Raw genomic sequence first — 14,780 nt, forward strand, 5'->3', positions numbered from 1 at the left:
GGTTGGTTTTACACTGTAAAATGCGTTGGTTCCTGCATTTTCTCCACACCACTCATTAAACGCTCAACCAGTAAGGTCAACGCCTTAGGTTGGTAGCGCCTTTGTTTATACACCAGATACGCCTGTCTCACACTACGCTGATACTGAGGCAATACTCGGACAATATTCATCCCTTCATGAACATGCCTAAATGGTAAAGAAGCCACGCCTAACCCTTTTTCAACCGCGCCGCATACCGCCAATATATCGTTAACAATCAACTTAGGTTTGACCGTCATGACATCAACCAAACGTTCCTGTTCGTAAACCGAGATATCTAATGCATGATCGACACTGACCCAATCCAGCTTGCTGAGCTGCTGTAAATCTTTCACATTCCCCACTCGCTTGATGTATTCAGGGCTGGCAAAGAAGGCATGGCGAGCTGTAAACAAAGGCCTGGCTATCATGTCGTTCATCTCTGCCAAATCGAAGGTGATCAATAAATCTCGGTCAGTTTGGGGAACGGCTTGCTCCTGGCTTAGCACCAAGTCGAGCGAGACATTGGGGTAATCAACCAAAAACTGTTCAACGACATCGCCCACAAAAGCACGGTAGAAGTTGTGTGGGATCGCTAACTTTATCTTGCCCGAAACTTGCTGCGTATCTGAGACCACTTGACCAAAGCCAGACTCGATCGACTCCATACCGCTCTGCAACACCTCAAACGCCTGTACGCCACTTTGTGTTGCGACCAGTTCCCTGCCCTTCTTCTCAAGCAAACGGATATTCAGACGCTGCTCTAACGCCGAGAGACGGCGCGACATGGTTGATACTGGCAATTGCAGTTTCTTAGACGCCGCCAGCAAAGAGCCTTCTTCGACAACGCAACAGAACAAATAAAGGTCATCGATGTTTCCAAATATGGAATTCATGCTTCTAAACCTGCTTATTTTTTTCACATATGGCTAGTTATATCCTTAGTGACAACATAAGAACAAGCAGAAGAGGCGAAATATGAGTCGCAAACATTTTTGGATTTCAGCCCTACTTTCTTCACTGACTATGGCCGCCATCATGTCTGGATTAATTTCTGGCTATAAACTTGGCTTTGGTAGCGAATGGCCAGCGGTCTGGCTCGACAGTTTTATTCTTGCATGGCCAGCAGCACTTGTACTCAACCTGACCGTACTGCCGCTAATACGTAAGCTCTCAAGTTGGCTAGCTGGGGTCGGTGTTGTATCGCAGGCCCAATGATTGCTTTGTGAGCGATAAGGGAGCGTCTGATTTGCTCCCTCTTCTACGATTTTGAAATGGTTATGGAATGATGATGTCGCGCAGTTGCTGTTCTCTTTGAGCGGTGAGCCAATTCAGGCATTGCTCTTTTAACGACGGATGGGGCGCAGTCACTAAGCGACAGGTCGCATCTCGGTGCTTTATCCATTGCCTTTGTACCTCTCGTAACTCGAAAGACTGAGGTTTTGGCAACATAGACTCTGGTGATGGCAGCTTGAGATAGTTCATCACCTCTTGATAAGTCGCATTGAGACGCTTATCCGTTTCAACCAGAGGTGTAGGCACGCTCTCGATGTTGCCCCGAACCGCCCTTTCCAAAGCTTCTAGGTAATCGTTTTTCTGTTCTTGGATGGAATCCGATATCCACGCCGCTCTCCCAGTACCGCCATGCATTTCTTCTTGTTGCGCTTTAAGAGTAACAAAGGTCGTCATTTCGTTGTAAGCGGCCTCCATCAACCCCGAATACTGCCCTGAGAGTTGCGCATTCAAAGCACTTAACGCACTCTGACGACGAGTTTCTTGTTCTAGTGCATCTCTTTTAGCGCAATACCCAGCGCCTGCGCCACTGGAAATGTAATCGCATAGGTTAAAAGGCACCACTTGGTTGTCTTTCCAATGCTGATAATAGTCTTTGACCGCATATGACAGCTCAGCGGGAACCCACCCACCACGGGTGATGAGCCAGAAAACGAGCTCTGGATCGGGTTTGCCAAATACGCTACCTTCACGCGAGGCCTGTTCTGCCAGCTCCCATACATCATAAAATGGCCAGTCGCCATCTTCATCCTTTACGTCATACTGGACGAAAAACGCTTCAGCGTCCCGCTCAGGTAATTCTGCCGCATAGCGGATCGTTTGAACTTTTTGCTCTTCATCATAAAGCGATAAAGCGGGATTGTGTTGTTTGGCCTTCTGATAGGTCTCAAGCGCACTTTTAGGGTCTGACATTGATATACTGCCCGCTCTAAAAAACACCTTCTCAAGGTAGTTGTCTAGTGCCTCTTGATGACCTTGCAAAGCGGCTTGCTGATAGTGATAGACACTCTGCTGGTCAGACAGGATGTATTGGTAAGCGAGCCTGAAATGCGCCTCAGCACTGCCCTGCTCTGCGGCAACCATGTATAACGATTTGGCTTGCTCCTTTTCACCCTGTTCATAGAGTGTGTTGGCTCGTTCGAGCACATCCGTTTGTGCAGAAATAGCGGGAAATGCTACGCAGCAGCTAAGAAATATCGCGAGTCGTTTACTCATCTGTCGTCCGGTACCTTATCTAACCAGCATCTATTGAAAGCGTTTATTACCTAAAAGACAACGACTTGTCTAATCAGATGATGAGTTTTATCAGGGTTCAGAAACAAAAAAGGGATCACAAGGATCCCTTTTTAGCAATGCTTCAGCACATGTTAGTGTGCCTGAGATTACAGCTCAGCGTTGTGGTAAACCTGCTGAACGTCATCACAATCATCTAGCATGTCGAGGAATTTCTGGAATTTCTCTGCATCTTCACCCGCAACAGGCGTGTGAGTTTGAGGAACGAATGTAATTTCTTCAACATCAAGCGTTAGATCTGGGAAAGCGCCGTTTAGCGCCGTCTTCGTTTTGAAGAACTCAGTGTGAGGAGCGAATACCGTAATCACGCCATCTTCAAGTTCAACGTCAGTAACATCCACATCATCCATCATTAGCGTTTCTAGAATGATCTCGTCATCATCGCCTTTGAACTGGAATACCGCTTGGTGATCAAACATATGCGAAACTGAACCTTCAACGCCAATTTTCGCACCTGTTTTAACAAAACACTGGCGTACATCTTGGAAAGTACGGTTACCGTTATCTGTTAGACAATCAACGATAACACTAGTACCGCCAGGGCCGAAGCCTTCGTAACGTGCAGGAACGTAGTCTTCACCGCCGCCACCGTTAGCTTTATCAATCGCTTTGTCGATAACGTGTGCAGGAACTTGGTCTTTTTTCGCTTTTGCGATCAGGTGCTTAAGAGACAAATTCATGTCTGGATCTGCACCGCCATTTTTCGCGCACATGTAAATTTCTTTACCGTATTTGGAATAAACTTTAATTTTTGCGCCAGCTGTTTTCGCCATAGAGGCTTTGCGCACTTCAAAACTTCTTCCCATCGGGATGTTCTCTCTAATTCAATTTAACGCGAAGGATTTTAGCAAAAATCGAGACCATTTCAATTTCTCGGTATATTGCAACAGGAGGTCAGGCGACCCCCATCACTCGCTTGTACTTGGCTACAGATTCGAGAAAAGATGCTCGTTCATCTTCATCTCTGATTTTATTCGCTTGCTGATCAATTTCATCTGGCCCTGCTTTCGCTTCACGCAACTTCCAGACTAAAAATGAGGCCTGTTTATCAAGCTCAATTTTGTTTTTTTCATTGGCAGGGAGGGTAGATAAATTAATCGACATACAAAGGGCTGAATCTGCAAAAATATGGAAAGGGAATATAGCACATCCGTCACTTAAATGGACATCAAAGCACGACAAGTGCGTTAACTAAGATCAAAAAAAGAAAAATTAAGGGTGGCAATATGAGCCACCCTTACATCGATTATCACTGTCATCACACTAGTGCAGTATGCCTAGGTCTTTCGCTTCCTCTATGGTTAAGCCGCTTTCGCGAATCTCTCTTAATGCTTCAATACGACGACGAGCCTCCGCCGACTTAACACTTTTGGTTGGCTTCTGTGATTGTACTTCTTCCGTGAAGTCCCACTTGTCTGTGATTTTCGTCATTTCATCATGGTCAATAGAATTAATGGACATTGTAACCTCCGAACAAACCATGCAAGGGACAGCTAATCTGTAGCAAAAGCTCGCCGCCCTTGTTAAGAATTTTAGCTTGATAATGTGATTGCGCTAATAGTTCGCACACAGTTAATGTTTTTTGTATAAATAAGCTTTGCGCATGGCCAAATGACGAAGTACATTTAAAAGATTACCCCTAGCCTTTTTAAGGCGATCCAGCTCTCACTTTCCACGCTGACGTCAGTGGAATTTCTCCTTCACAAATGACAAGCCTGTTCAGATACCAATCGTTTTTCGAGTCACTTCACTGTTTTAATCACGACTTCTTTTCAGTCAAAAATTAACAGTTAATGATAATCATTCTCCTTTATTTTTAAGTAAGTGTGATTATTAGTGATAAAGAGCTAACGCATGCGGTACATCACGACCCTATCATTCAGGTTCGTAATTTGTGCGTCGACTACATAACGGACAACGGCGACTTTCGTGCCGTGAAATCCGTCAGCTTTGATATAGGCAAAGGTGAAATATTTGGTCTTGCGGGCGAATCTGGCTGTGGTAAAAGCACGATCGCTTTTGCTATCAATCGCCTCCACAAGCCACCCGCGTTCATCTCTGGAGGGCAAATCCATTTCGACGGTCAGGATCTGCTTAAGCTTTCAGATCGCGAGATAAACGCGATTCGTTGGAGCGAAATTGCGATGGTTTTCCAAAGTGCAATGAATTCGCTGAACCCAGTTCTGCCCGTTCAGGAACAGTTTGCCGACGTGTTGCGCCACCATAAAGGCATGAGTGACCTTGAGGCTAAAGACCGAGCAGAAAAACTGCTGGATCTGGTTAACATTCCCCGCGAACGGTTAAGCGAATATCCTCACCAGTTCAGTGGCGGCATGCGCCAGCGACTCGTGATTGCGATTGCGTTATCGCTTAGCCCAAAACTGATCATTATGGACGAACCCACAACCGCACTGGATGTCGTAGTACAACGTGAGATCCTGCAGCAAATCTATCAGTTGCGTGAAGAGTTTGGTTTCTCAGTTCTGTTCATCACCCATGATCTGGCACTAATGAGCCAGTTGTGTGATCGGATTGCCATTATGCGCCATGGAGAGATCGTTGAAGTCAATCAATCGGCTCAGATCCGTAACCATCCTCAACACCCTTACACACAGAAACTATGGGCGTCATTCCCCAATATTCATCAAGGTAAGCATCACGCACAAGGAGCGACGGTATGAGCCAGCCGATTATCCAACTCAACAATGTTGTCAAAGAGTTCACGATTGGCGGTGGTTTCGCCGCGCAAGATAGATTTAAAGCACTGCAAGGCGTCAGTTTTAGTCTCCACAAAGGCAAAACTCTGGCGTTGGTCGGTGAGTCCGGTTGTGGAAAAAGCACCTGTGCCCGCTTGATCACCAAAGTCCACTCGGCCACATCAGGAGAGATCCTGTTTAACGGCAACAACATTGAACAGATCCAGAGCCGAAAAGCCCTGCTTGATTATCGCAGTAAAGTGCAAATGGTGTTTCAGGACCCGTTTGGCTCACTTAATCCAACTCATACCATTGCTCACCACCTCACCCGCCCACTTAAGATCCATAAGCAGGTTAAGAGCAGCCACGCCATCCCGGAACGATTGACTGAGTTATTGGACTTAGTCGAACTCGCTCCAGACACATTAGAAAAGTACCCTCACCAGTTAAGCGGAGGCCAGCGACAACGGGTGAATTTAGCGCGAGCACTAGCAGTTGGCGCGGAAGTGATATTGGCTGATGAGCCGACGTCGATGCTTGATGTCTCGATCAGGCTTGGCGTTCTGAACCTGATGCAACGAATGAAAAAAGAACTGGGTATCGGCTTTTTGTACATCACACATGATTTAGCGACCGCTCATTACATCGCGGAAGAAACCGCCGTCATGTATAAAGGACAGATTGTTGAGTGGGGTGACACACAGGCGATCTTAACCGATCCGCAACATCCTTACACCAAGCTGTTGATCTCTGCGGTGCCGGATCCTGATCTGTCGTTTGGCAACCTGGTCAAGAGTGAGCCAAACTACTCTGTGGACGCAGATCAAATTCGCGCGACCAGCGCGGTAGTGCAACAAGGCTTTGATCAAATTGGTCCAAATCATTTTGTAAAACATTGGGTTAAAGCGGCATGATGACGCTTGAGAACTGGGTCTCACACATCGACAACTGGTACCAAACACAGAAGCATGATCAAGGTATTGAAGGTTTAGTACTGGGTGTGCCTGACGAAGTTTGGGGTCCAGAGATTAGCGAATTACAAAGTAAAGCCATTGCCTGCTGGTTGGATGCTTGTCTGCGAGTTTTCCATTTTGAGCGCTACTCACAACCTGATAAGGCTTACCAGTATCTGCAACTCGCCTACAGCAAACTCCAATTATGCGCCTGCAAAAGCGATACAGAGTTATTGTTAAAAGATTGGTGCATGAGACGACTGCAAAACCTGGCGGTGCTCAGTTTAGAGTTTTGTAATCAACGTCCCGAAGCACACTGGCAAACTCAGTCAAATCAGATGATTGAGTCACACGTCCAGTTTATGGCCGCACAAAGCTGGAATGAACCTCGGAACGATGATCAAGACTTATCCGCACAGTGTCATTGATCGTTTGAATGGCAGTGTTGCGAAGACCGTGGTGATATTGTTGAGATGTTCAAACACAGCGATCTTCTTGATTTATCTGCGGTTGATTTGGATGATCGCAAAACCAATAGCGCTCACAACAAAACTCACTGTTTTTAGACTGACGGAACAATGATCAAGGTTTTGCCATGATCATGCTTTCAGTGGTTGAGGAATAGCAGGCAAAAAAAAGCGAGTTCTTAAGAACTCGCGAAATATTCAGAATGAATGTAACAATATGAGCCAATCTATCAGGGATAATCCAGATCCCTTATTCATCAGAAAGGACAAAAGGTTGTCTATTCGGGGTAAATGTTATCCAACTCAGTTGCAAACAATGTCAGTTCACTGTCAGGGGAATGTAGTAGATTTGTCTATTCACTCTAGGTGTGTAACAGGCTGTGTCACTGAGTAATCAAGGGTAAAAAAGCCAGCAATGGCTGGCTAATACGAAAGTGAGCGTTATCTTTAATCAGACTGCAACTTCGTCAAGCACTCTAAATACAGCTTCATCAAGATGTCCTTCATAAACCTGTTTACATATTTTGCGTCTCACTGCTAAGCCGGCGATCAGGCGTTCAATGGATAAATGCTTGTTTTCACTTTGGCCATTGTAAAGTTCAATCAGCTTGCTAAGTGTCTCGTATGGAATGATCTTTTCCCCTACTCGAAGGAAATCAAGCTTCTCAATGAGCTCCTGACACTCTTCTTGAATTGAATTGTGAGAATGACCAGTCATCGCTGCTAAAGCCGTTATAGAGCGTTCTAGAGCCTCTGGTGAGGTATATTTAGATAGAGTAATAGTGATTTCATCCGCGTTAATCTCAACAAGATGCTTGCGAACTTTTACTCGACGGCCCAATTTCCCTTTAGGCGATCTTTGTTTACGTTGAATTGGCTCGAACTCGCCATCAATGATCTGAGACATTTCATCCAATTGCTGTTTTGTCACCATTTCATTGCGTAGCGGGTTTGGTAAAGTGGGCGCCATATTGCGTTTACCAGCATTGGTCGTGCGGGCACGAGAATAACGAAGGACTTCTTCGGCGTCGCACTTAATGTCAAGCTGATAATCTTTGATCTTACCGCCCTCTTCAATCGTCGAGATCGTCAGGTGGTAACCCCAGAGGTTTACCTCAAACAGTTCTTCTGTCCTCTCTCCTTCAGATAATCTCTTCAATTCGCGGATCAAATCCATAGAAAATCGACGCCACTCTATGTTGCGCGCCAATTTCTGATTGAGCGTGCTGAGTAGCATAACATCCGTATGACGGCGTGACATTCGGCTTCGGAAATAGCTATAAAGCTGGAAAACTAACGTATGTTGTTTCAGGATTTCCGGTGGAAAGAGGAAAAAATAGTCCCGAGTCAGCAATTCTTCGTAAAAGGACGGCTCCCAGACCAAGATATAGAGGTTTGGCTTAATACGAATTTCGCCATCTGCACCTTCTGTTGGCGCTTCCTCTGAAGCAGTAATGGTTCGAGCTAAGAAACGAAAACGATCACTCTTAAAGCCTTCTGGCATGTTCTCACTCAACCAGCGCCCTGTAAGTTCATGTAATTGAAAATCGGTAAATTCGATCCTATCGATGCTGTCGCGGATCGAATCACGCGCCGGACCACTGTCTTTCTTGCCACGCAGTGACAAAATATCGGTAATGTAGAGTGGCGTTTTATTTGGTGCCTGCTTCGCATCTAACTGGTACTGATGCTGATGATGATCGTGATATTGAACGGTCAGAGTAAACAAGGCAAACAACGTCATAAGATCATCTACCGTCATGATGTTCTTCGAAGAGCGCGTTTCGATCACGGCTTTAGTACCCGAGATCGACACCATACTTTTCTGATACTGCTTACGCGTACGAGGAGGAGCTAAAGCCTGATCAATAATGCCAGCCCAGTTGGTGGGTGACACAACAAACTGGTCTGCTTCATCTTTCATTGCTGGTGGAGTGTTCAGACCATACTCATTCAACAAACGTTTGTTAACGTGAGTCTGCGCTAACGCTTTAGAGCGTTTTTGCTTTTCGCTCTGTTTTACCGATTCGGTCATAAGGCTAGTTGCGCCAAGTACTGAGATCAGTTGGTTGGGGTTCACAAAACGATGTAGCATTGTTTTTCCTGCGAGACCCTCTTCAAATCGAACTGGAACTTGCTGGAACAAACCGATGTTCACAGCAGCGCGTAATCGTTGCTGGATCGCTGCTCTAGTCAGTTGACCATCTGTTGCTTCAATCAGTTCTGTCGTAGAGACTAGGCCATCTTTACTACTGAAGCCTTGTAGAGAGATGAGATTCAGAAGTTCAACTATGCTTTTAGTGACCCCTTTGAAGTGTTGATACTGTTCAATCCAATTGACTGCGGCTTCAGACACTTCAAACATGTGCCCATCTTTATGGCTCCTAGGAGCTTTGATCAATACTTTTTCTTCTGAGCTCATTTATTATGATCCGTATCACAATGGCCGTAATATCGCTATGGTTCCGAAAGGATAAAGAAAAATCGATCATAAATAAAGGGAAAACTTATTGTTTTAATAAGCTGATCTTTATGATTAAAGTGATCTTAAATGATTATATGATCTATTGATCTGAGTGTAGTGTCGCTTTTAAGTTAATGTAATTTAAAGTGTTTTTTTATCCACCGTTGAAAGCATGATCATGAGTAGTTCGAAACGATGATCATAACTAGAGTGAAAGCATGATCAATATTATCCAGAACGATGATCAATAGAAGCTCGAATGCATGATCATTAGTTCTTCAGAAGCATGATCATCGTGCACTCACACTTTATCCACAAAGAATATTCACTATTAACTAGACATGCATATAGAGTAATGCATTTTTGTACAAATAAGTACGAAACGATGATCAAGGTGTTCTTGATTCGTGTTGAAAATGGCTCATAAATGTCGCTTTATTCATCAACGTGAAATCCGTTTGACATCTTTGTGTTGATTGACATCGATTTCATTCCCTGACTTAGTGTATGAAAGCATGATCAAGATAAAAGCCGATGTACGATACATCACGAAGTGGGTTCCTCGATTGATGTTCAGAATTGGTCATATTAGTTTAATCCCTTAGTTCATCTGCACTCTGCCGTAACTTAGTACGATATTTTCATGCTTCCGAGGAACAAACGAGCTTGATCATTGATCCGTACTATGATCATTTTAAATTATGCGTATGAGTCCTTGAATCATGTCTATTTTTACCTTGATCATGGTTCCTCTCTCATGATTTACATTCGAAAGCATGATCAAAGGAGTTACCTTGATCATGCTTTCAGAGAGTGAATTTATCGCTCATCTAGAGTACTAATTCGAAAAGCTTGTTTCAGTCGTACTCGCTGTGTATGTCATCAGCAAGTAAGGTTATTCGCAATCGGAATTACACTGGCCGTAAATCATACGCAGATATCAATCGTTCCGAGAAAATAAGACGGTTTTTAGTGGCTATCAAGTTTACAATGTAAATATGTGACATTGTAACACTTTTATTGTGGGAGATTCTTACAGGGTTATTTCACTATATTTATGGTTAAATATTGACAGGTTTTATTGAGGATTCATTAAATCGATTGAAAATTCTCTTATTAATGTGATTGTTGTCGATAAATGCATGTTCACCTTTTCGTTGTTTTTGGTTTGTTATGCTGTACAATTGACAACAGTCACTAATAATGGAATTTGGCAATGAAAAGAGAACAGACAATCGAAAGTCTCATTCAGCTGGCTGAGCAAACGGCTCAGGTTCAGGCCGACCGCATTGAGATTGTTTTAGAAGAGCGCAGTGATGAGCATTTTCCACCAATGTCGAAAGCTTTGATGGAAACTCGTTCAGGTCTGACTCGCCGTAAACTGGATGAGGCCATCAGTAAACTTGAAGAATCCGGGCATCAGTTTACTAAGAATAATGCAAACCATTATTCAATTTCGCTGCAAGAAGCGCATATGCTGATGGACGCTGCAGGTGTAGCAAAATTCCATGAGCGTAAGAAAAATAATGACAATAAACCTTGGATCATTAACGTTCAAAACCAGAAGGGTGGCACTGGTAAATCCATGACGGCCGTGCATCTAGCCGCATGCTTAGCGTTGAATTTAGACAAGCGTTACCGAATCTGTCTGATTGACTTAGATCCTCAGGGCTCGCTACGGCTATTCCTTAATCCGCAAATTAGCCTGACTGACCACGATAACATTTACTCAGCTGTGGATGTCATGCTCGACAACGTGCCTGAAGGCGTTGAAGTCGACAAAGAGTTTCTGCATAAAAATGTGTTGCTGCCCACTCAGTACCCGAACCTGAAAACCGTATCAGCGTTCCCAGAAGACGCAATGTTTAACGCGGAAGCGTGGCAAAACCTGTCACAGAATCAGTCGTTGGACATAGTCAAACTACTTAAACAAAAGCTGATTGACCAAATTGCTGACGATTTCGATATCATTATGATTGATACGGGACCACACGTTGATCCTTTGGTCTGGAACGCGATGTACGCCTCCAATGCTTTGCTGATCCCATGTGCGGCAAAACGCTTAGACTGGGCGTCAACGGTTAACTTTTTCCAACACCTGCCAACAGTCTATGAGATGTTCCCAGAAGATTGGCAGGGACTAGAGTTTGTTCGCTTGATGCCGACTATGTTTGAAGATGACAACAAGAAGCAAGTGGCAGTTCTGACCGAAATGAACTATCTATTAGGCGATCAAGTGACAATGGCCACTATTCCACGTAGCCGTGCTTTTGAAACTTGTGCTGATACTTACAGCACTGTGTTTGACCTGACAACGGGCGATTTCGAAGGTGGTAAAAAGACCTTGGCGACAGCGCAAGACGCTGTTCAAAAGAGTGCGTTGGAACTAGAACGTGTCCTACACAGCAACTGGTCATCACTAAATCAGGGGTAATGAGACTATGGCAATTAAGACTTCAGATTTAAACGCAAGATTGTTTGGCAAGGCGAACAAACGCCACGTCGCCACCCCTCAGGAAGCACAAAAGGCGGCGAAAGATCAGGCTCAGGTTATTGAGCTCTCTGTCGCTGGTGAAGACGTAGTGACCTTTGAATTAGTGCGTATTCCGGCTAATCAGGTTGCACAAGATACTGTCGTGTTTGCTGAAAATGCTCGTGAGCAATCGTTTCTGAATGAGCACGCGTTATCCGATGTACTCGCTACGTTGAAAGAGCGCGGTCAGCAATATCCGGCAGTCGGTCGTAAACGTGATGATGGTAAAATCGAAGTGCTCGATGGTAGTCGTCGTCGCATGTCATGTATCTTGGCTGATAAAGATTTTTTGATTTACGTTGCTGAAAACATCAACGGCGAGCATGCAAAATTCCTGTCTGATGTCGCTAACGCGCACAAGCCGCTGTCTTTGTATGAGAAAGGCAAAGAGATGCAGGCTAAATTGGAAAGTGGGGAAGCGGAAGATCAGAAAGCACTGGCAAAAATGTTCCAATGCAGTGAGGCTTTGGTGAGTGGGGCATTAAAAGCAGCCGATTTGCCGCTCACTTTACTTCAAGCTTACCCAAATGTCGCAGACTTAGGCCGTCCTACTATTGTTAAGTTGCATAAGCAGTTTAACGAGCTGAGTAGCGCGAACCGCAGTAAACTTTTGGACAAATGCCAGTCAACCGATGGTTTCGTCTGGCAACGTAGCCAGGCTCAGGGTGTGGCTCGTATCACTAAAGAAGTATCCGAGACCATTGAGCAATGGATTGAAGCGCTTGCACCAAGCAAGCGGCCTACCACTCGTAAAGTTGATCTCATTAAAGGAAGAGCGAGCTATAGCCGCAAAGGCGCTGATCTAGCGCTTAACCTGAAGAAAGTCGACGATACCACTATGCAGGAAATCCTAGATTTTGTTTCGTCTAAATTGAAATAACATCAGTCAGTACATGAAAGCCGCGAAGAGCGGCTTTTTTCTATATCTCATTTCTCGTTCCAAGTTGTTATAATTCGCATACATTCTGAAACCGGACAACGGTCCATGCGCGATTATTTCTCTCAGCTAATGCATTCTGCTCGTACGGCTAATCATAGATTCGGTGTTGTGCTCAAAGGGGATGAGCTTTGGCAAAAGCAAACTCTATCGACGATTAAAGACTTGTATGCAGGAGCCAATATCTTTCAGCTTGGTGGTGACCTTTGTGTTGACAGTGACCAGCGCTATTGTGTGTCTTACAAACACGGGCTGCGGTTATTGGGGCAAGAGTGTTCACTTTTGGTGTGTGATTTGTCCTCAGAGTTTGATGCTAGCTCATTCAGTGCGGTACTAGGTTGTGTGAAAGGTGGGGGCGTAGTGGTGATTTTGCCACCGCCATCTGACTCTGCTTCCCTAGCCACACAGTGGCTAAATTCCGCATTAGAGCGTTTGATTTGTATCGAACAGGCTCAATCATTTCCGTCACTTCCTTTGGTTGAAAAGATTGAATCTACTCCCTTTCTGCAGCAAAACATCGCTGTTGAAAAGATTCGCAAAGTTGTCGAAGGCCATCGCAAACGTCCATTGGTCTTGACTGCTGATCGCGGAAGAGGAAAAAGTAGTGCATTGGGCATAGCGGCTGCTGAGCTGATGCAAACTCGCACCCTTCGTATTCTAGTGACTGCACCTAGCTTAGCTACCGTCACCCCTGTGTTTGAGCATGCTCAGCGATTGTTGCCTAGTGCGTCGTTGAGCAAGGGGAACCTTCGCTATAATGCTTCCTCACTCACGTTCATAGCACCAGATGAATTGATCAGACAAGAACCCAAATGTGATTTTCTTTTGGTTGATGAAGCTTCCGCGATTCCAATTCCTATGCTGAAAAAAATGGTTGAGCGACATCATCGCTGCGTCTTTTCTACCACGATACATGGTTATGAAGGATGTGGCAGAGGGTTTACGCTCAAGTTCCAACAATGGCTGAAACAACAAAGAGCTGGAACCGCATTTTATCATCTTGAACAACCTATACGCTGGAGTAAGGATGACCCTTTGGAAAATTGGTTGTTCGACACATTTTTGCTGAATGCGGAACTGACCCCGACAGAAACGGTTCTTTCATCTGATGTTAAACTCAGTAAGATTGATAAGACTCAATTGATAAGCAACCCCGAATTGTTGCGAACTTGTTTTGCTTTGCTAGTGAATGCGCATTACCAGACATCGCCGAATGACTTAATGTTGTTGCTGGAAGATGAGGCGATCCAGCTTTTTGCTGCATTCAATCATGGTGACTGTCTTGGGTGTATGCTCACTGTTTGCGAGGGGGAACTAGAGCCAACCTTGATAGAATCGATCCAGCAGGGCAACCGGCGACCTAAGGGGCACCTAGTGCCAGTGATGCTGGCAAACCAAATCGGAGTGGGGGAGGCTGCTCGCCAAGCCAGTCTACGAATCATGCGAATTGCTACTCATCCGGATTATCAGCAGCAAGGGATCGGCTCATCTATGGTGGAGCAGCTGTCTCTAGGTAGTGACGCGGCATTTATTTCTACCAGTTTTGGAGCGACTAGCGAATTACTCCAGTTCTGGTTCAAGAATGGATTCACAGCGGTGAAGCTGGGCATCCAACGTGACCAAGCAAGTGGCTGCCACTCTGTCGTGATGATAAAAGGGCAGCCAACCTGGCTACAAATTGCTGAGAACCACTTTGAGCAATCAATGCCCTATCTGTTAGGTGAAGCTTTTAATGATATTGAAACCGACATTGTACGTAATCTATTGCGTAAGGAAGATGCTTCCGACGAATTCGGAGGGTTCTTTGAGTTGATCGCTCGTTATTGCAAGGGAGGTGCTGGGTACGAATGCGTGGCTCCTTTTATTGCAAATATGTTGCTAGCCTCAAATACGGCATTGCAAAACAGTTCAGATTTAATGATTAGAAAATTATTGCAGCAGCGAAGCTGGCAAGAATGCGGTGACGAGTTCAGTTTGAGTGGAAGGAAGCAAACCGAGCAGCAATTGAGAATTGATATTCAGGTAATGCTCGATTTGATGACAGTGTAAAATGGACCAATTTACACTGTAAAAAGCCTCAAGCTCATTCACTGTTATGGCAACTCAGTAGTAACATTCAAGTAAAA

At 44.8% G+C, this 14,780-nt stretch carries 13 protein-coding genes; 7 read left to right on the plus strand and 6 right to left on the minus strand.

What is annotated here, in order from left to right; genetic code table 11:
* Positions 1-8 precede the first annotated feature (8 nt).
* Positions 9-914 carry a LysR family transcriptional regulator gene (locus tag KW548_20400; GenBank protein ID QXX09394.1) on the minus strand — a complete coding sequence of 302 codons (906 nt, stop codon included), beginning with the start codon at positions 912-914 and terminating at the stop codon, positions 9-11.
* Positions 915-996: 82 nt separating this feature from the next.
* Between KW548_20400 and KW548_20405 the strand changes: the two genes are divergently transcribed.
* Entirely contained in the window at positions 997-1,236 is a 240-nt protein-coding gene (locus KW548_20405) for a DUF2798 domain-containing protein (GenBank protein ID QXX09395.1), read from the plus strand.
* 60 nt (positions 1,237-1,296) lie between these two features.
* Here the strand turns inward: KW548_20405 and KW548_20410 are convergent, their stop codons facing one another.
* The 4 genes from KW548_20410 to KW548_20425 all read right to left on the minus strand — a co-directional run bounded on the left by KW548_20410 (position 1,297) and on the right by KW548_20425 (position 4,065).
* Positions 1,297-2,394, minus strand: a complete 1,098-nt coding sequence (locus tag KW548_20410; GenBank protein ID QXX09485.1) for a DUF1311 domain-containing protein — start codon at positions 2,392-2,394, stop codon at positions 1,297-1,299.
* A 299-nt stretch (positions 2,395-2,693) separates the two neighbouring features.
* A complete protein-coding gene (locus KW548_20415; GenBank protein QXX09396.1) occupies positions 2,694-3,410 on the minus strand; it encodes a YebC/PmpR family DNA-binding transcriptional regulator in 717 nt (238 codons plus the stop codon).
* A gap of 88 nt (positions 3,411-3,498) precedes the next feature.
* Complete coding sequence (locus KW548_20420; GenBank protein ID QXX09397.1) at positions 3,499-3,708, minus strand: DUF3283 family protein; 210 nt, start codon at positions 3,706-3,708, stop codon at positions 3,499-3,501.
* A 159-nt stretch (positions 3,709-3,867) separates the two neighbouring features.
* Positions 3,868-4,065, minus strand: coding sequence for a hypothetical protein (locus KW548_20425; GenBank protein QXX09398.1), 198 nt, complete (start codon positions 4,063-4,065; stop codon positions 3,868-3,870).
* A gap of 371 nt (positions 4,066-4,436) precedes the next feature.
* Between KW548_20425 and KW548_20430 the strand changes: the two genes are divergently transcribed.
* Genes KW548_20430 through KW548_20440 form a run of 3 tightly spaced genes read left to right on the plus strand, consistent with a single transcriptional unit; the run spans position 4,437 to position 6,681 of the window.
* Positions 4,437-5,285, plus strand: a complete 849-nt coding sequence (locus KW548_20430) for an ABC transporter ATP-binding protein (protein ID QXX09486.1) — start codon at positions 4,437-4,439, stop codon at positions 5,283-5,285.
* Positions 5,282-6,214, plus strand: a complete 933-nt coding sequence (locus KW548_20435; protein ID QXX09399.1) for an ATP-binding cassette domain-containing protein — start codon at positions 5,282-5,284, stop codon at positions 6,212-6,214. Before KW548_20430 ends, KW548_20435 begins: the two co-directional genes overlap by 4 nt.
* Positions 6,211-6,681, plus strand: a complete 471-nt coding sequence (locus tag KW548_20440; GenBank protein QXX09400.1) for a transcriptional regulator — start codon at positions 6,211-6,213, stop codon at positions 6,679-6,681. The genes KW548_20435 and KW548_20440 overlap by 4 nt, the downstream gene beginning before the upstream one ends.
* Before the next feature lie 490 nt (positions 6,682-7,171).
* Here KW548_20440 and KW548_20445 read toward each other — a convergent pair whose 3' ends face one another.
* Complete coding sequence (locus KW548_20445) at positions 7,172-9,142, minus strand: DUF3346 domain-containing protein (GenBank protein QXX09401.1); 1,971 nt, start codon at positions 9,140-9,142, stop codon at positions 7,172-7,174.
* 1,258 nt (positions 9,143-10,400) lie between these two features.
* Between KW548_20445 and KW548_20450 the strand changes: the two genes are divergently transcribed.
* The 3 genes from KW548_20450 to KW548_20460 all read left to right on the plus strand — a co-directional run bounded on the left by KW548_20450 (position 10,401) and on the right by KW548_20460 (position 14,703).
* Positions 10,401-11,618 carry an AAA family ATPase gene (locus tag KW548_20450; protein QXX09402.1) on the plus strand — a complete coding sequence of 406 codons (1,218 nt, stop codon included), beginning with the start codon at positions 10,401-10,403 and terminating at the stop codon, positions 11,616-11,618.
* 7 nt (positions 11,619-11,625) lie between these two features.
* A complete protein-coding gene (locus KW548_20455; GenBank protein QXX09403.1) occupies positions 11,626-12,597 on the plus strand; it encodes a ParB/RepB/Spo0J family partition protein in 972 nt (323 codons plus the stop codon).
* A gap of 105 nt (positions 12,598-12,702) precedes the next feature.
* Positions 12,703-14,703 (plus strand): GNAT family N-acetyltransferase, encoded by a 2,001-nt coding sequence (locus KW548_20460; protein ID QXX09404.1) that lies wholly within the window; start codon positions 12,703-12,705, stop codon positions 14,701-14,703.
* Positions 14,704-14,780: the final 77 nt, after the last annotated feature.

Origin of the sequence: Vibrio neptunius, assembly GCA_019339365.1 — a bacterium.
In the GTDB taxonomy this organism is placed as follows: domain Bacteria; phylum Pseudomonadota; class Gammaproteobacteria; order Enterobacterales; family Vibrionaceae; genus Vibrio; species Vibrio neptunius.

Coding starts and splice junctions, on each gene's coding strand:
- KW548_20400 (QXX09394.1), bottom strand. CDS start 914: ATGAATTCCATATTTGGAAACATCGATGACCTTTATTTGTTCTGTTGC.
- KW548_20405 (QXX09395.1), top strand. CDS start 997: ATGAGTCGCAAACATTTTTGGATTTCAGCCCTACTTTCTTCACTGACT.
- KW548_20410 (QXX09485.1), bottom strand. CDS start 2,394: ATGGTTGCCGCAGAGCAGGGCAGTGCTGAGGCGCATTTCAGGCTCGCT.
- KW548_20415 (QXX09396.1), bottom strand. CDS start 3,410: ATGGGAAGAAGTTTTGAAGTGCGCAAAGCCTCTATGGCGAAAACAGCT.
- KW548_20420 (QXX09397.1), bottom strand. CDS start 3,708: ATGTCGATTAATTTATCTACCCTCCCTGCCAATGAAAAAAACAAAATT.
- KW548_20425 (QXX09398.1), bottom strand. CDS start 4,065: ATGTCCATTAATTCTATTGACCATGATGAAATGACGAAAATCACAGAC.
- KW548_20435 (QXX09399.1), top strand. CDS start 5,282: ATGAGCCAGCCGATTATCCAACTCAACAATGTTGTCAAAGAGTTCACG.
- KW548_20440 (QXX09400.1), top strand. CDS start 6,211: ATGATGACGCTTGAGAACTGGGTCTCACACATCGACAACTGGTACCAA.
- KW548_20445 (QXX09401.1), bottom strand. CDS start 9,142: ATGAGCTCAGAAGAAAAAGTATTGATCAAAGCTCCTAGGAGCCATAAA.
- KW548_20450 (QXX09402.1), top strand. CDS start 10,401: ATGAAAAGAGAACAGACAATCGAAAGTCTCATTCAGCTGGCTGAGCAA.
- KW548_20455 (QXX09403.1), top strand. CDS start 11,626: ATGGCAATTAAGACTTCAGATTTAAACGCAAGATTGTTTGGCAAGGCG.
- KW548_20460 (QXX09404.1), top strand. CDS start 12,703: ATGCGCGATTATTTCTCTCAGCTAATGCATTCTGCTCGTACGGCTAAT.